The sequence below is a fragment of the Aquibium microcysteis genome, from assembly GCF_014495845.1.
Lineage (GTDB): Bacteria > Pseudomonadota > Alphaproteobacteria > Rhizobiales > Rhizobiaceae > Aquibium > Aquibium microcysteis.
Window position 1 is genome coordinate 4925116 of record NZ_CP061080.1, and the last position, 15876, is coordinate 4940991.

The 15876-nt window shown below is 68.4% G+C and carries 14 protein-coding genes and 1 other RNA gene; 6 read left to right on the forward strand and 9 right to left on the reverse strand.

The window, feature by feature from the left end:
- The first annotated feature begins 73 nt into the window (after positions 1-73).
- The gene (locus IAI54_RS23240; RefSeq protein WP_187969434.1) at positions 74-1612 is read left to right on the forward strand and encodes a phospholipase D-like domain-containing protein; all 1539 of its coding nucleotides are present in this window, start codon (positions 74-76) and stop codon (positions 1610-1612) included.
- A 64-nt stretch (positions 1613-1676) separates the two neighbouring features.
- Here the strand turns inward: IAI54_RS23240 and IAI54_RS23245 are convergent, their stop codons facing one another.
- From IAI54_RS23245 to IAI54_RS23260, 4 genes are all read right to left on the reverse strand, one after another.
- Complete coding sequence (locus IAI54_RS23245; RefSeq protein ID WP_235679156.1) at positions 1677-2663, reverse strand: lysylphosphatidylglycerol synthase domain-containing protein; 987 nt, start codon at positions 2661-2663, stop codon at positions 1677-1679.
- A complete protein-coding gene (locus tag IAI54_RS23250) occupies positions 2660-3499 on the reverse strand; it encodes an endonuclease/exonuclease/phosphatase family protein (protein ID WP_187969435.1) in 840 nt (279 codons plus the stop codon). Before IAI54_RS23250 ends, IAI54_RS23245 begins: the two co-directional genes overlap by 4 nt.
- A 25-nt stretch (positions 3500-3524) precedes the next feature.
- A complete protein-coding gene (locus tag IAI54_RS23255) occupies positions 3525-3878 on the reverse strand; it encodes a hypothetical protein (protein WP_187969436.1) in 354 nt (117 codons plus the stop codon).
- A 127-nt stretch (positions 3879-4005) separates the two neighbouring features.
- A complete protein-coding gene (locus IAI54_RS23260) occupies positions 4006-4188 on the reverse strand; it encodes a DUF982 domain-containing protein (RefSeq protein WP_235679157.1) in 183 nt (60 codons plus the stop codon).
- 362 nt (positions 4189-4550) lie between these two features.
- Between IAI54_RS23260 and IAI54_RS23265 the strand changes: the two genes are divergently transcribed.
- Both IAI54_RS23265 and IAI54_RS29185 read left to right on the forward strand, forming a co-directional pair.
- Positions 4551-5069 carry a superoxide dismutase family protein gene (locus IAI54_RS23265; protein ID WP_187969438.1) on the forward strand — a complete coding sequence of 173 codons (519 nt, stop codon included), beginning with the start codon at positions 4551-4553 and terminating at the stop codon, positions 5067-5069.
- A 67-nt stretch (positions 5070-5136) separates the two neighbouring features.
- Entirely contained in the window at positions 5137-5268 is a 132-nt protein-coding gene (locus IAI54_RS29185) for a hypothetical protein (protein WP_275403590.1), read from the forward strand.
- A 303-nt stretch (positions 5269-5571) separates the two neighbouring features.
- On the opposite strand, the gene IAI54_RS23270 is transcribed toward IAI54_RS29185, so the two are convergent.
- From IAI54_RS23270 to IAI54_RS23280, 3 genes are all read right to left on the reverse strand, one after another.
- Positions 5572-5790, reverse strand: a complete 219-nt coding sequence (locus IAI54_RS23270) for a DUF3072 domain-containing protein (RefSeq protein ID WP_187969439.1) — start codon at positions 5788-5790, stop codon at positions 5572-5574.
- A gap of 170 nt (positions 5791-5960) precedes the next feature.
- The gene (locus IAI54_RS23275) at positions 5961-10553 is read right to left on the reverse strand and encodes a translocation/assembly module TamB domain-containing protein (protein ID WP_187969440.1); all 4593 of its coding nucleotides are present in this window, start codon (positions 10551-10553) and stop codon (positions 5961-5963) included.
- Complete coding sequence (locus IAI54_RS23280; RefSeq protein WP_187973323.1) at positions 10550-12424, reverse strand: autotransporter assembly complex protein TamA; 1875 nt, start codon at positions 12422-12424, stop codon at positions 10550-10552. The genes IAI54_RS23275 and IAI54_RS23280 overlap by 4 nt, the downstream gene beginning before the upstream one ends.
- Before the next feature lie 273 nt (positions 12425-12697).
- Between IAI54_RS23280 and IAI54_RS23285 the strand changes: the two genes are divergently transcribed.
- A complete protein-coding gene (locus IAI54_RS23285; RefSeq protein ID WP_187969441.1) occupies positions 12698-13303 on the forward strand; it encodes a response regulator in 606 nt (201 codons plus the stop codon).
- A gap of 19 nt (positions 13304-13322) precedes the next feature.
- Here IAI54_RS23285 and IAI54_RS23290 read toward each other — a convergent pair whose 3' ends face one another.
- Complete coding sequence (locus IAI54_RS23290; protein WP_187973406.1) at positions 13323-13484, reverse strand: hypothetical protein; 162 nt, start codon at positions 13482-13484, stop codon at positions 13323-13325.
- Positions 13485-13493: 9 nt separating this feature from the next.
- Positions 13494-13637: a hypothetical protein gene (locus tag IAI54_RS23295; RefSeq protein WP_187969442.1), complete on the reverse strand. Its 144-nt coding sequence runs from the start codon at positions 13635-13637 to the stop codon at positions 13494-13496.
- Positions 13638-13794: 157 nt separating this feature from the next.
- On the opposite strand from IAI54_RS23295, the gene ffs reads away from it, so the two are divergent.
- Both ffs and IAI54_RS23305 read left to right on the forward strand, forming a co-directional pair.
- Positions 13795-13892: signal recognition particle sRNA small type (gene ffs, locus IAI54_RS23300), an RNA gene on the forward strand.
- Between the two features lie 125 nt (positions 13893-14017).
- The gene (locus IAI54_RS23305) at positions 14018-15862 is read left to right on the forward strand and encodes a DNA polymerase III subunit gamma/tau (protein ID WP_187969443.1); all 1845 of its coding nucleotides are present in this window, start codon (positions 14018-14020) and stop codon (positions 15860-15862) included.
- Positions 15863-15876: the final 14 nt, after the last annotated feature.

Below are 15876 nucleotides of genomic sequence, written 5' to 3' on the forward strand. Positions count from 1 at the left end.
CGTCGCTGCCAACCGGGAATGGGAACTGCCGTGGATCGGCGGCGTTTAGACAGTGTTTTCAGGAGGGTTCAGCATGTCCCGAGCCGACCAGGCCAGTCTGCGCGTCATTCCCGGTGGGCTGTCGGTCGTGGAGGAGGCTGCGCGCGACCGCGGCGGCATACGTCCTCGCGGCGGCCCTATCCTGCGTCCCGGGCGAAACTGCTGGAAGCTGGCAAGGGCGAAGCGTGCCTCCGTTCTCGTCGATGGCGCCGACTATTTCGCGGCCCTGGAGAAGGCGATCCGGACCGCCACCCGCTCCATCGTCATTCTCGGCTGGGATTTCGACGGCCGCATCCGGCTGCGTCCGGACGCGGACGAGCGCGAATCGCCGCCGCTCGGGCAGCTGCTGCGCGCCCAGGTCGAAGCCAATCCCGAACTCGAGGTGAACATCCTCGTCTGGAGCGAGTCGATCGTCCACACGCCGGGCTCGACGAAGGAGATGCTGTTCGGGGCGGCGTGGCAGGAGCACGCCCGCATAAAGGTCAAGCTCGACACCTATCATCCGATCTATGCGGCCCATCACCAGAAGATCGTCACGATAGACGACTGTCTCGCCTTCTCGGGCGGCATGGATCTGACGGTCGGCCGCTGGGACCGCACGCCGCATCGGGTGCATGATCCGCTGCGGATCGATCCGGACGGCAAGGCCTACCCTGCCGTCCATGACGTGCAGATGCTGGTCGACGGCGATGCCGCATGCGTGCTGGCCGAGGTCGCGAAGGATCGCTGGCGCAATGCCACCGGCGGCGGTGCGCCGCTCGACTGCGACTGCAGTCACGACTACTGGCCGGAAGGTCTGGTCCCCGACTTCGTCGACGTCGACGTGGCGGTCGCCCGCACGCTTCCGGAGTATCTCGATACCGAACCGGTTCACGAGGCAGTCGACCTGACCATCGACGCGATCGAAAGCGCCCGTGACACCATCTACATCGAGGCCCAGTACATGACGTCTTCGCTCCTCGGCGACGTCATTGAGAAGCGGCTGCGCGCCCTGGACGGGCCGGAAATCGTGGTGGTCATGGCGCATGAGTGCCACGGCATCATCGAGAAATGGGTGATGGGCACCAACCGGGACCGCCTGATCCGCCGCCTGCGCCAGGCTGACCGGTACGGGCGGCTGCGCATCCTCTATCCCGCCATTGCCGATGGCGGAGAGACGACCCAGGTCTTCGTCCATTCGAAGGTGGTGGTCATCGACGATCGCTTCATGCGGATCGGCTCGTCGAATCTCAACAATCGCTCGATCGGCCTCGACACCGAATGCGACGTGGCGATCGAGGCGAAGAACGGTGCCCAGGCGCGCGCGGTAACGCGTCTGCGCGACCGCCTCGTCGCCGAACACATCGGCGTGACGGCCGAACGTTTTGCTCTGGAGATGGAGCGGCGCGGCTCGCTGGTCGCGGCGATCGAGGCGCTCGGCGGCGGCAAGTGCCGGCTCTTGCCCTTCGAGGCGATGTCCGACGAGGGGCCTTCGCATCCGGTGCCCGGCACTCGCCTGCTCGATCCGTCACGTCCCTATCGCATCCTGCGGCTTTGGGATCGTTTCTGGCGCAGGCGCAAGCTCGGTCGCTGAGACCCGGTGACAGGGGCGCAGGCATGACCGGCTTGCGACCCCTTTTCTCCCGTTTCATCCGTTCTCACCGTCTGCGCACGATGAACTCGCACGCGATCAGGCTCGCCGCACCGATCGGCAGCGGCAGCAGGAAATAGACGAAACGGAAGATCAGCACCGCGCCGATGAGACCCGCTCCCGGGATCATGTGCAGCACTGTGGCCTCGATCACACCCAGCCCGCCTGGAACATGCGCCAGCAGTGCGGCCGTGTTGGCGGTGACGTAGGCGGTCGCCACCGTCACGTAGGCGACATCCGCAAAGCCGGCGACGGCCTGGTGCAGGCAGGCGGCCACGAGCGCGAAGTTCAGCGCGCCGACGCAGACCTGGGAAAGGGCAAGCCGCAGTCCCGGCAGGCGGAACGCCCATCTGCGTATCGTGATGGTGCGCGTGACGAAGGCTGCGGCCAGGACATAGCCGGCGACGAGCAGAAGCAGCCCCGCTCCGGCGGCCAGGATCAGGCCGGAATCGAGCCCGGTCAGCTGCGCCGCGCCGTCGGGCCGGGCCAGGAGGGCGACGCCGCCGAGCGTCATCAGGCCGAGCGACACCGTCAGCCCGGAAAACAGCACGACCTTGGCGACGTCCTCGACGCTCAGTCCCCACCGCGCATAGAAGCGGTACCGGATCGCGCCGCTGGAGATGCCGGCGAAGCCGATCGAGTGGCCGAGCGACAGCGCCGTGAAGGAAGCCAGTGCCGCCTTGCGCCACGGAAGACGGTGCCCCGCATAGCGCAGCCCCAGATGGTCGAACATCGTCAGCGTCAGGTAGCTCGCGGCCATGAAGCCGACTGCCCCTGCAAGCCGTGCACCGGGGATGCTGGTCACCGACGCGACGATCTCCGCGTAGCTGTAGCCGGAAAGGGTTCGGTACAGCAGATAGGCGGCGAGGATGACGGCAGCGATCGTGATCCAGGTCGACCAGGACAGCCCGAGCGGTTGCCGGGCGCCCGGGCGCGCGTCCTTTCGGTCGTTCCCGGATGTCTCTGCAAGCGGCGGCGCGGCGGTATCGGTCACGGGCAGGCCTTCGTTGGAGCCGTGTCGACGCCCTGCCGCGCCGGATGATCCGGAACGAGGTGGGATTCCATGAAGGGAGGATCGTTCCGTCCTTCGATGATCAGGTCGGCGACGAGCGGCAGGTGATCGGATGCGGCGCGGCTCAGCACGCTGCGATGGGTATCGGCCGATTTGACGGAGAAATGACGGCTGACGAAGATGTGGTCGATCCGGAAGACGGGGAACCCGGACGGGTAGGTGCGGCGCGGTCGCCGGCGCTTCGGCGAGCCGATCTGGTGCGCATCGCGCAGGTGCTTTCGGATCATGCCGCAGACCGAGCCGTGCGGAAACGAATTGAAGTCCCCTGCCAGCACCATCGGCACGTCCGGGTCCGCACGGCCGAGCCACTCCCGACCCAGCAGGCAGCGCGCCTGCGCGCGCCGCTCCCAGCGGCGGAGGCCGAAATGCGTGTTGATGATGTCGATGGGGCCGCCCTCCAGCTCGATCCGGGCCCAGATCGCGCCGCGCGGCTCTATGCGCGGCTTGCGCTCGAGCCCTGGCAGCGCCCCGGCCTGGATGACACGAGAGGGTAGTGCGGTGATGATGGCGTCGCCGTACTCCTCCTCCATGATCTTCAGCGCCGGATGAAAGTGGACGTTGCCCATGCCGAGTTCGAGCGCGATCGCCTCGGCCTGATCTATTCCGCCGCTGCGCGGGCGACGGACGTCCAGCTCCTGCAGTGCCACGACATCGGCCCGCGTCTCCGCGATCACTTCCGCGATGCGCGCGGGCGAAAGCCTGCCGTCGACGCCGAGACAACGATGGACGTTGTAGGTGACGATCCTGAGCCGGTTCACGAAAGGGTGCCCCGAGACCGCTCGGTCATTCGTCCTCCGGCACCGCGGACGGCGGAATGATGGGCGTCACGCCCGCGTCCGGCGCCGGCTCCACCATATCCGGATCGCCGACCGCAGGCGGCTTCAGGACGCCGCCACAGCGGTCGAGCGTGGCCGAGAGCGACGAATCCGCTGCGCCGTCCTCGTCCCGCTCCTCCCCTCCGGGAGACTGGGCCGCTTTGGCGTCGGGATCGATCGCACACGGTTCGGCCTCTGCCTCGAGCCCTGGCGCAACCGCGGGCGCCTCGGGTGTCTGCGTCTGTTGGCCCGACACGGGAGTGACGGCAGCAAGGAAAGCGACTGCAAAGCCGCCCGCGACAAAGTTTCCAAGGCGGATCATCTTCGGGCTCCTGTTGCGCATGCGACTTAACGGCTCCGCGGGGATCATGTTCCGGAACTGGGGCAAGGGAGGCGAAGCCGACGGCCGTTCGCCCGGCCTTGTGTGCGGGGGGGGCCGCAATCTGACTTCAATTCTCCACGAGCGTCCCCGCTTCGCGTGCAGCGCGGACGAGTGCGTCGCGCGCATCGACGGCCGACCGGTGTCCGTCGACCACCTTCAGCGCCGCATCGACGGCCTGCGCGTGCTCGATCCCCCGCACCGGCCAGTCCGGGCGCGACAGGACCTCGAAGGCCTGCTGCGCCGAACGCACGTCCAGGGGCCCCTCCGGTCCGGAAAGTCTGACCGGACGTTCGAATGTGCCCGTCACGGCCTTGCCCTGCCCGCCATGCGCCGGGTCGGGATGGGCGACGGGCCTGGCTGTGGTACCGGGTCGGGCGGCAGGGGGCCGGGCGGCGGCGTCGGACCCGGCATCGGGATCGGTTCCGTTCCGCGGGTCCCGGCAGGCGGGATGGAGGGCTTGAAGTAGCGGGGGCTGGACATGGCATTTCCTTCCTCGGCGGACGTCTCTTTGTAAGTCGGGGCTCCTCGGGAAGGTTCCGGAATGTCGGGCGGTTGCCTGAACAATCGGCGTCCTGCATCGTTGCGTAGGCTGACGAAAGGAAAGGTACCCTGATGACGAAGACCCTTCTCGCCCTTCTCCTCGCCGGTGGATGCGCCGTTTCAGCGGCTCACGCGCAGGCTGTCTCCGCTTCCGCGAACATGATCGACCTCGAAGAACGGGAGGTGGGAACCGTCACGTTCCAGAGCACGCGCTCCGGCATGCTGCGCGTGATCGTCGAACTGACGGATCTGCCGCCCGGCACTCTCGGCTTCCATGTCCACGAGACCGGAGACTGTGCGATTGCCGATTCATTCGCATCCGCCGGTGGCCACTATGCCGCCGATGCGAGCCACGGAGTCGAGAGCGAGGACGGTCCGCATCCTGGCGACTTCCCCAACATCCACGTTGCCGAGAACGGTGTCGTCAAGGTCGAGTTCTTCACCGATCGTCTCTCCCTGGGCGACGGCGAGAACCCGCTGATGGACGAGGATGGTTCGGCGGTGGTGGTCCATTCCGGCCCCGACGACTACACCACTCAGCCCTCCGGCGAGTCCGGCGACCGGATCGCGTGCGGCGTCATCCGCCAATAGCGCGCCGTCCTTCCCGCCGGTGAACACGGGAAGTCGGAGTGCCGACCATCGCCACGAACGGCAGTGCGTGTTCAGCGGCCGGAAGGTCGGGCAGGGCGGCACCATCCCGCGCACCCCGCCGCGCAGGGCCTTCTTCCTCGGCGGTCAGGCGGGGTTCGCCGTCCCTGCGGTGGTGCTCGGCGTGGCCGGTGTTTCGTGACTGCGGCGGCTGCCGCCGTTCTTTCCCTGCTGCAGGAAGCTCCGATTAACAAATGTTAGGAGATCGGCGAACCTTTCGCCCCGCGGCGGGTTGTGGAAGGGCGCTCGTTCCTCCCACGGCGCCAGGGGCCGGCGGCGCGCTCCTCCCGTCCTCGACGCCGCCGCCGGCCCCGTCCTGCCTCTGACGCGAGGGCACACCGGCCTCGCATCACGCCGGATCGAGAAGCTCGTCCCGGATCAGCGCGTCCGCGGCGATACCCGATGGCGCGCTCGATCATCCGGAAGGAAGGCGTTCCGCTCCCTGTCAGAGCCTGAGTTTGTCCTTCAGCGCGTCGATCCGTCGGGAGGCTTCGGCCTTTGTCAGCCCCTCCTCGTAGCTCTCGGGATCGTGTGCCTGTTCCGACAATGTCTTGAGGTATGAGCGCTGCGCGCCCGTCATGGGCTCGTCGCCGCTGACCCAGTCGTCCGGATCCTTGCGGGTGTTGGACTCGTCCGCGACTTTCGGATTGCTGTCGTCGATCATGTGGTTCTCCTGATCGCGGGAGAATGCCGGCGACCGGCCCCCGGTTCCGGTCGCTCCTGCGGAAGCGGCCTCCGCAGGCGAGAAGTTGCGGCGCGGTCGCATGGAGACGCATTGGCGCAGCATCGACCGGCCTTCCGCCATGTGCCGGAGGCCGTGCTTCGGGGGACGCGTCAGTAGTCCCGCTCGTAGAAGAGCCCGAGGCTCGAATCGCCATCCGACCCCACCGAACCGCGGGCCTTCAGGTCCTCCGTGATGTCGAGGTTGATCGTGCCGCGGGTCGATCCGGCCGCTCCGGCTTCCACGCCGAGATAGACGTTGTCGCGGATGTACCGCCCAGCGCGCACCGCCGTGTTGCCCTCGCTGTCGGTGATGATGTCGAGGTCGTCGAGGCCCGTCGCATCGCGCAGGCTGCCGACAAGCGACGTGTTCGACCCTCCGGCGAGTTCCGCTGCCGCCGCTGCGAGCTGGGCGATCTGCAGGGCGGACAGTTCCGAGATGGAGCGGTTGAAGATCAGCCGCGCCAGCACCTCGTCCTGTGGGAGTTCCGGCTGCGACGAGAACGAGACCTGCGGGTCCGACACCCGGCCGCGCACCGTGACGAAGACCGTGATGTCGCCGCTCGTGCTGCGCGCCACGAAGTCGATGAACGGATCGAGATCCCCGACCAGCGACACGCTGCCCTCGTCGAACGTGATCCGCTGTCCGAGAATCGAGAGCCGGCCGCGGATCAGGTTGAAGCCGCCGACCGGCTGGATGTCGGTGACCGGGCCGGTGAGCCGCACCTGTCCGCCGAGTTCGGCATCGAGGCCCCGCCCGCGCACGAAGATCTGGTTCGGCGCGCTCACCGTCACGTCCAGCCGCGCGACGCTCGGCCTCGCCGAAGGCATCGGCGTGCCGTCGTTGGCGCGTGCGCGCTCCAGCGTGGCGCGCACCGCGGGCGGCGGATTGACGTGGATGACGTCGATCGAGGTCGGCCCGCCGCCGATGTCGCCTGCAATCGAGATCTCCGCCCGCTCGACCGAGACCTGGCCCGAAATCAGCGGATCGCGCGCCAGTGCGCCGAAAACCGAGAGGGACGCATCCACCGTCGCAACCACGAGCTCGCCGTCTGTGTAGCGCGCATCCAGCAGCTGGAGCGTGAGATCGGCAGGGAAGCCGTCGGCGAGCGAGATCGTGCCGCTGGCCACCACGCGCCCGCCGCCGGCCACCGAGGCGGCGAGCTGCGTGATGGTCACCGACTGCGCGTCGAGCCTTGCCGACAGCGCGATGTCGTTCAGCCGCACGTTGGCTTCCGGGTCGATGGCGGATGCTCCGGTCGTCGTGATGGCGCCGGTGACGACCGGATCCGACAGGCTGCCGGCGACGCGGATGTCGAGCACCAGCGTCCCGCTCACCTGCGTTCCCCGGTCGATCAGGAACCGGTTGGCGAGTTCGAGCGGGACCTGCCCGTTGGCCGAGACCGCCAGTCCGAGACCCGACAGCGGCACGGTGCCGCTCGCCGTCACCGACAGCCCGCGCGGACCGCTGGCCGCCGCCGAGGAAAGCGTGATCGTTCCATTTCCGTAGCGACCGGAAGCCGTGAGCCCCAGTGGCGCGACGCCCAGGTCCACCAGTTGCGTCGACGCGAGATTGCTTCCCGTCAGGTCGAAACGCGCGGCCGGATCGGCCAGCGGACCGGTGACCGTCGCATTGCCCGTGACGATCCCCGACAACGACTGCCCTGGCAGCATCGGGTTCAGGGTGGCCAGCGGGAAGCTCTGCAGCGCGACGTCGAGCGCAAGTGATCCGTCGCCGAGCGGAACGCCGCCGCTCGCCTGGGCGCGGAATCCCTCGGGACCCGAAACCGAGGCGTCGACCTCGAGCCTGTTGCCGCTGGTCGTACCCCGCGCGTCGATCGAAAGCGTCGTCAGGCCCGCCTCGCGCAGGGCTGTGGCGGTCAGCCGGCGCCCGGCTACGTCGAAGCGGACGTTCGGCGCCGAACGTGAGCCGCCCACGACCGCGGTGCCGTCGATCGTTCCGCCGAGCCCGAGGTCCGGCCGGATCGCGTTGGCGATCGACAGCGGCACCTGTTCCAGGCGCGCCGAGATGTCGATGCGCTCCGCCACCGTGCCCGTAGCGCTGATCGTACCGCCTCCGACGTTCATGGCGAAGGAATCGACGGTCAGGTCCTGGCCCACGACGCGCAGCGATGCCGTCTGTGACAGCCGCGCGGTGAGATCCCGCCAGGCGAGGTTCGCCTGTTCAAGCGTCAGCCGGAACCCTCCACCCTCCGGCGCGAGCGCGCCGGTCGTATCGATCGTGGTGCCATTGTCGAGCCGCGCCTGCGCGGAAAAGCCGGTGGAGTCACCATCGCGCTGCGCATTGGCGGTGACGGTCGCGATATCCACTCCCGCCGCCGTCACGTCGCGCGCGTCGATCCGCCCCTGCACGGCGGGAACGCCGAACAGGTCTGCCACCTGCGCCTGTGCCGTCGCAGCGCCGATGCGGGTGTCTTCGTAGACGAGACCGTCGACCCGCGCATCGACTGTCGCGGCCTGGCGCCCATCGACGATCGCCAGATCGATGCTGGCCCGGATCGCGCCGCTCGCCTCGGCGAGTGCCAGAGCCGCCGCGGTCGACACGTTCGGCGCGTCCAGTTCGAGCGCGCCCGAAAACAGTCCCGCTTCCGTCTGCATGACGTTGCCGGTCAGCATCGCGCCGGCCGTCTCGAAACGGAGATCGCCCAGGCTCCGCTCGCCATTCGCCGAAGCGACCCGCGACCGCAGGCTGACACGCGTGCCGTCGAGGAAGGCATCGCCGGTGACGTTGCCGGCGAGCGCGCCTTCGCTGAGCGTGCCGTCGAAGACGATCGCGGCGTCCCGCAGCGCCCGGTCGGAGAGGGTGCCCACGGGGACGCGCGCCGCGAAGGCGAGCGCTATCACGCCGTCGGCGCCTTGCGCCGTGCCCGACGCGGTGAGGCGGCCGCCCAGCTCCTCGTGGATCTCGGAGAGTTCGGTAACCGCAAGATCGAAGCGGAAATCCGCGCTGCCGGTGGCGATCCGGCCGTCGGCGGTCAGGGTCGCCTGCGGGTTCTCGAGCCGGAAGGCGTCGGCGACGAGACCGGCCTCGCCACGGGCGACGCGGCCCGAGATGGTGGTCGTACCCGACAGCAGATTGTCGGCGGTCGCGTCGTCGATCCTAAGTTCGGTCGCCTGTCCGTCGAGCGTCAGGTCGAAGGCCCCCGACGCCGGGCGCACCTCGCCGCGCGCCGTCAGCCGGGCGCCGCCGCCGAGGTCCCGGCCGGCGAGGCCGGAAAAGGGGGCGATGCTGGAGGCTTCGATCCCGAGGTCGCCGTTGAAGGCGCCATCGATGAACATTCCGGTGGCAGACAGGGCGAGAGCACGGCCGTCGACCGAAGCCCGCTCGATCCGCACCGGCTGCCCGGCGCTCCATGCGCCGCTGATCGCAAGCGCGATCCTGCTGCCCAACGCATCCGCGATGTCCTCGCGCGCCGCCTCGATACCGTCCGCCTGCCCGGTCACGTCGAAGGTGATACGCCGGTTCGTCGGGTCGTCCAGGTTGGAGACGAGACCGCCGAGATCCAGCGCTACGGTGTCGATGGCGAATTGCGGACTGTTCAGATCGTCGATCGACAACGTCCCCGACCAGCGGCCGTCCGGCGTGTCGCCGAATGCGAGGTTGACCACGCCGCTGCGGAGCGTCGTCGTCCCGCCCGGCACCGGCAGGACGACGGGCTGTCCGTCACCCGTTCCCACCTTTGCATCGAGCTTGAGCGACCGCAGGAAACCGTCGGCTCCCGTCTGTGCCGTCGCCTCGACATCGACCGCTGCGCTGTCGACGGTCAGACGGTCGATCGCGACGCCGCCCGCATCCCGGACGGTGCCGTTGACGGTCAGCGCCGTCTCCTCCCCGAAGAAGGCGCGGAATGCGGGTGCCACCAGTCGCGAGATCGGACCGCGCAGGTCGGCCGAAAAGGCGAGGCCGAGGTCTGTGCGGTCGAGCCGGGTCGTGCCGGTCAGGACGCGGGAACCGTCGGCGTCGAGCGCCAGTTCCAGCGCCAGGTCGCCGATCGGGCCGGACCCGGAAAGGGCGAGTTCCACCGGCGGGCGCCCCTCGATGTTGAGCAGGTTCGCCACGATACCGTTGGCCGGCTCACTCAGCCCGAGCCGCACGTCCAGCACCTCCGTCTCGTTGGCATAGCTTGCCGTGAGCGACAGGCTTCCGCCCGGCCCGTCGAGGCGCTGCATCTCCAGGGCGGTCTGCAGCGACCCGTCGGCAAGTTCGAAGTTGCCGGTCGCGCTCAGTTCCGAAGCCAGCCCGAAGACGTCCTGGCCGAATCGCAGCCGCGCGATCTCGAGGTTGCGCAGGCTGATGGCGAGTGGCAGGTCGGGCAGCTGGAAAGGCGTCGCCTCCGGCGACGGCAGGCCTTCTTCCGGCACCGGCTGGCGCAGCACCTCGATGGAATCGGCGCGCAGTGTCTCGATGTCCAGCCGCCCGCGCAGCAGCGCGGATCGGTTCCAGTCGATTCCGGCATTGGAGATTCTGAGCCATACGCCCTCGCGGTCGGCGATGGTGATGGAAGCGATCGTCGCCTCCGACGACAGGATGCCCTGAATGCCGTCGATCCTGATCTGCCGGTTCGGCGAGGACAGCTGGTTCTCGACGAAGTCGATGAAGAAGCCGCGCTCTTCGTCCGGCGTGTCCTGCGCCAGAACGGGGAACGCCAGCAACAGCGAAAGGAGGGCTGCGACGAAGCGGGTCAAAATGCCTGTCCTATTCCGACGTAGAAGGCGGCGCTGGGATCGCCCGGCCCCGGATCGAGGGGGAAGCCGACGTCCAGCCGGATCGGTCCGAGGCCGGTGAGATAGCGCAGCCCCACGCCCGTGCCGATGCGGAACGGCGCCGAGAAGTCGGGGATGGAATCCGCCCCGACATAGCCGGCGTCGACGAAGCCGACGAGCCCGATCGTGTCGGTGACGGCGACGCGCAGTTCGGCCGAAGCCTCGACCAGCGACCGGCCTCCGATGACGTTGTTGCCGACCGGCACTCCGATGTTGCGATAGGCATAGCCCCGCACGGATCCGCCGCCACCGGCGAAGAACAGCTTGTCCGGCGCGGTTTCCGCGATCGGGGGGCCGACGAGACTCCCGACCTTGATCCGTCCGGCCGCGACGATCCTGTTTTTCTCGCCGAAACCGTAATAGGCGCGGCCTTCCGCCGTGAATGCCGCGGCTGGATTGCCGTACTGGAACTCGAAGAAGGGCTCCGCGGTCACCTCGGCATAATATCCCTCCGTCGCGTTGGCAGCATCGTCGCGGCTGTCGTAGACGAGGCCTCCCAGCACGCCCAGGCTCGAGAAGGTACGCTTGCCGAAGACGTTGTCCTCGAACTCGGCATGGCGGGCATTTGCGAAGACGCGGCCGGAGATGCGGTCGGTGACGACGTGGGTGAAACCCGCCTGTCCGGTCACGCCGGTACGCGTGTAGGGTTCCAGCACCTCGCGGTCGCCGAACAGGGACGCAACGAAGTCGGTGTCTGGGGTGAACACGCCAGGCCGTGTGAAGGTGGCGCCGAGACGATAGGTGAAGTCTTTGGGATCCACGCCGTTGATGCCGCCGACCTTGCCCTCGATGCGCAACCTTTCGGCATGTCCGAACAGGTTGCGGTGCAGCCAGTAGGCTTCCAGGCCGAGGCCGTCGATCGTCGAATAGGTGCCGCCGACACCGATCCGTCGCAGGGCGCGCTCCTGCACGACGACCGTGATCGGCAGCACGCCGTCCGGCCCGATCTCGTCGGCCTCGACGAGACGCAGCGAGCGGAACACGTCGAGGCGCGCCAGCCTCTTGCGGGCCCGCTCGATGTCGTCCGGGTCGAATTCCGCGCCGGGCTCGAGCCCCGCCATCCAGGCCACGAAGCCCGGATCCATGCGCTCCGTGCCCTCGGCTTTGGTGAACCCGTAGACGGCACGCCGCCCCGGTTCCACGGCAAGCGTCGCGTCCACGACGTCCTGCGTGTGCCGGGCTTCGACCCGCCGCTCCGCGATGCTCGCCTTGGCATGCCCCTGCTGGCGCCAGGCTTCGACCGCGAGCCGCTCGGCGGTGAGGATCGTCCCCGACCGCGCCACTTCGCCGGTTGCGAATCCCCTGGCGGCCGGCCGTTCGACCTGATCGCGCCGGTCGACGGCAGGCGGCGCCTCATTGGTGATGAGCGCCTTTCCGAACAGGAACACCGGCCCCGGCACCACGACCACGTCCACGCGGGCCGGGTCGGGCAGTTCGGTATCGGGCGGCAGGTCCGCCGCCTCGCGCCCGTCGATCAGGATGCTGATCGAGCCGCCATAGCGACCGTCCGCGTAGAGCGCCGCGAGCATCCGCCGGTAGTCCTGCCGCGCCTTGGCGATCAGGCCGGCGGCGCCCGAGGCAGGCTCGTCGCGATCGGACCACAGGCTGGAGGCACCCTTGAGCTGGTCCTCCAGGTCGTCGCCCGTCACCTGGAAATCGATGGTGTAGGGCTGCGGCTCGCCGATCACGTCGGCGGCGTCCGCCTCCTTGTCGCGGCCGAACAGCTTGATGCCGAACAGCTCGAAGGAATGCGCAGGTTGGGCGCCCGTCACCGACAGCGCCGCAATCATCATCGCCACCCGCACGGCGTGGCCCCTGGGATTCTGGCTACGGTTCAACGCGACTCTTCACTCTCACTGGTCGTGCCGCCCCGCGCGACCGAACCCGGCCGGCTACCCCGGCAAACTCAATCATGGCTTCATCATGCATTCAAGTTGTTACCAAAAATTAAGCCTGCCCGTCACGCACGCATTCCGAATCAGGAAAAGCCCTCCCCGGCGGCTGCGTTCGCGGTTCTTGCTGCGGCACGGGCCGGAACTTCCGTCCGGCGGGGCCATTGACTGTCCATGGATGACAAGCTTTCCACCCTTGCGGGCATGCGGATCCTCATCGTGGAGGATGAATTCTTGCTGGCGGACGATCTCGCACAATTCTTCGCGAGCGTGGGCGCGACGGTGCTCGGCCCCGCGCCCGGCGTGGCCGCAGCGCGGGCGCATCTCGACCAGGCGGACGCCGCCGTCCTCGACATCAACCTGAAGGACGGTACCGTCTTCCCGATCGCCGACGAACTCTTCCTGCGCCGCGTGCCCTTCGTCTTCTTCAGCGGGATGGATGCCGCGTCGGTGCCCGAACGTTTCCGCTTCGTCGGCAGTCTTCCGAAACCCGTCAGCTGGCACAGCGTCGTCGACGTGCTGGTCAACGAACTGGACGGCAGGGCACGGGATCCGTTTTCGGTTTCGCGGCAGGACATGATCGTCGTTCTGCCGAAGTTGCGGCTCTCGGCGAGGCTGATGCTGGGCGACGCCCTGGCCGCCGACCGCCTGGTCGAGAAGACGCTCGAGAGGGCGGTCGGGGAATTTCGCACCCGTCCGCACGACATCCCTACCTCGAAGTGGCTGACTCACCTCATGGAGACCACACTTGCCGACAGTGGTCGCAACCTGATGAACTGATGTCCGGCCGTCCGCCGGCTCACCGCAGGACCATCGCGAGAACGAGCCCGACCGCGGCGCCGGCGGTCACCCCGAGCCCTATGCCGAGCGCCGGATCGCCGAACAGCACCTTGCCCAGCACGGCGCCGAGGCCGATTCCCACGATCACGCCGATGGCCGTTCTGATGAGGAAGGTCGTCATTCTGCGGACTCAGCGGTTCGCGGGCAGGCTGCTGCCGATCCCCGCGCCGATGAAGACACCCAGCACGATCCCGAGAATGATGTTTTCGAGCACCGAAACGCCGAGCACGGCACCGACGGCCAGACCGATCGTGACGCCCATCACGGCGTTCATGTAGCGCGTTCCCGGCATCGCTGGCCTCCTTTCGTCAGGGAGGAAATCCACCATGTCGGGGATGGTTCCGCCGCTGTGCCGGCGCACCCGCCTGCATCCTGGCGGCTCGCCGATTACTCCCTTGCATTTGCCGGCGCGATTGCCGATATGAGGGACGGGAGGTTGGTGGTGGACGAGCCACTCGCCAACCGGGTCAGGTCCGGAAGGAAGCAGCCCTAACGAGCTCCGGCACGGGTCGCCGTGCCAGCCTCCCACCTTTTCCATCCGCTCGCGCCGGTCCGGATGCGGAGCCGGACGTGGTCCGGATCGGGCATCGACGCTGCGGCGTCTCGGCGGCGAAACACGACAGTCCGAGCCGCGATACGGAGGCGAACCGTCCAATGAGCGAGGCCGGCGGCACCGACGCGACCGGGAACAGGGCGTATCGCGTCCTCGCCCGCAAGTATCGGCCGAGCGATTTTTCCGACCTGATCGGCCAGGAGCCGATGGTCCGTACGCTCACCAACGCATTTGCAGCCGACCGCATCGCCCAGGCCTGGATGCTGACCGGGGTGCGCGGCGTCGGCAAGACAACGACGGCCCGCATCCTCGCGCGGGCGCTCAACTACAAGACCGCCGATATCGATCGCCCCACTATCGACCTTGCCCTCCCGGGCGAGCACTGCAAGGCGATCATGGAGGGGCGCCATGTCGACGTGATCGAAATGGATGCCGCCAGCCACACCGGCATCGACGACATACGCGAGATCATCGAGCAGGTGCGGTACGCGCCGGTCTCGGCGCGCTACAAGGTCTACATCATCGACGAGGTGCACATGCTCTCGACGCAGGCCTTCAACGGCCTGCTGAAGACGCTCGAAGAGCCGCCGCCGCACGTCAAGTTCATCTTCGCGACCACCGAAATCCGCAAGGTGCCGATCACGGTGCTGTCGCGCTGCCAGCGATTCGACCTCCGCCGCATCGACGCCGGCCTGCTGGTCGGGCATCTTCGCGGTATCGCCGGCAAGGAGGGCATCGTCGTCGAGGACGAGGCGCTGGCCATGGTGGCCCGTGCCGCCGAGGGCTCTGCCCGCGACGCTCTCTCCATCTTCGATCAGGCGATCGCCCATGGTGCGGGTAGCGTCACCGCCGAGGCTGTGCGCGCCATGCTGGGCCTGGCGGATCGTGCCCGCGTCGTCGATCTCTTCGAGCACCTGATGCGCGGCGACGTCGCTGCGGCGCTGACCGAGTTCCGCGCCCAGTACGACAGCGGCGCCGATCCGGCGGTGGTCCTGACGGATCTCGCCGAGTTCAATCATCTCGTCACGCGTCTGCGTTTCGTTCCGGAAGCCGTGCGCGACGGCTCGCTCACCGAGGACGAGCGGCTGCGCGGCGCCGATTTCGCAGGCCAGCTCTCCGTTCGCGTGCTGTCGCGGACCTGGCAGATGCTGCTCAAGGGCATAGCCGAGGTGCAGGGCTCCAATCGCCCGGTGAGCGCCGCCGAGATGGTGCTGATCCGCATCGCCCACGCCGCCGCTCTGCCCACCCTGGACGAGGCCCTGAAGGCAATCGAGAGCGGTGGGGTTCCGGCCCTCCAACCCGGCGGAGCGCCCCGGTCCGCAGCGAGCCCTGCAGCCGATCGCCCCTCCGCACCCGTGGGGAACGGCGGTGGTGTAGCGGCGGTCGCGCAGGCGCGGATGCCCGCAGGCGCCGGCGGCCCGGCGATGCGGCTGGTCGAACCTGTGCCCCAGGCCCAGGCAGCCGTGCTGCCGTCACCCGTCCCGGTCGAGGAGGCGCCTTCGGTGCCGCTGCGCTCGCTCGAGGATATCGCGGCGCTCGCCGACGCCAACCGGGACATCGCCTTCAAGGTCAAGCTCAAGAGCTGCGTGCGCCTGGTCGCCATCGAGCCGGGCCGCATCGAGGTCAGCCTGACGCCCGACGCGCCCAAGGTGCTCCTCAACGACATGACGACCCGGCTGAAGGCCTGGACGGGCCGCAACTGGTTCGTTTCGGTCTCGCGCGAGGAGGGCAGTCAGACCCTTGCCGAAGTCGAGGCCGGCCGCCGCGAGAGCGCGCTCATGGACGCCCGTGCCGACCCGGCCGTCGCGGCCATTCTCGCCCGCTTTCCCGGCGCCAGGATCATCGACGTGCGCATCCCCGATGCGGCGGCACAGGACGTGGCGGAGGGCGACGAGACGTCGCTGCCGATCGATCCGGTCGCCGACGATGACGACGACGAACTTTGAGATCAACGGAAGGA

Excerpts from the sequence above, each read along its gene's own strand:
- IAI54_RS23280 (WP_187973323.1), bottom strand. The coding sequence starts at position 12,424 with ATGATGATTGCGGCGCTGTCGGTGACGGGCGCCCAACCTGCGCATTCC.
- IAI54_RS23295 (WP_187969442.1), bottom strand. The coding sequence starts at position 13,637 with ATGAACGCCGTGATGGGCGTCACGATCGGTCTGGCCGTCGGTGCCGTG.
- IAI54_RS23305 (WP_187969443.1), top strand. The coding sequence starts at position 14,018 with ATGAGCGAGGCCGGCGGCACCGACGCGACCGGGAACAGGGCGTATCGC.
- IAI54_RS23255 (WP_187969436.1), bottom strand. The coding sequence starts at position 3,878 with ATGATCCGCCTTGGAAACTTTGTCGCGGGCGGCTTTGCAGTCGCTTTC.
- IAI54_RS23270 (WP_187969439.1), bottom strand. The coding sequence starts at position 5,790 with ATGATCGACGACAGCAATCCGAAAGTCGCGGACGAGTCCAACACCCGC.
- IAI54_RS23240 (WP_187969434.1), top strand. The coding sequence starts at position 74 with ATGTCCCGAGCCGACCAGGCCAGTCTGCGCGTCATTCCCGGTGGGCTG.
- IAI54_RS23290 (WP_187973406.1), bottom strand. The coding sequence starts at position 13,484 with ATGACGACCTTCCTCATCAGAACGGCCATCGGCGTGATCGTGGGAATC.
- IAI54_RS23285 (WP_187969441.1), top strand. The coding sequence starts at position 12,698 with ATGGATGACAAGCTTTCCACCCTTGCGGGCATGCGGATCCTCATCGTG.
- IAI54_RS23265 (WP_187969438.1), top strand. The coding sequence starts at position 4,551 with ATGACGAAGACCCTTCTCGCCCTTCTCCTCGCCGGTGGATGCGCCGTT.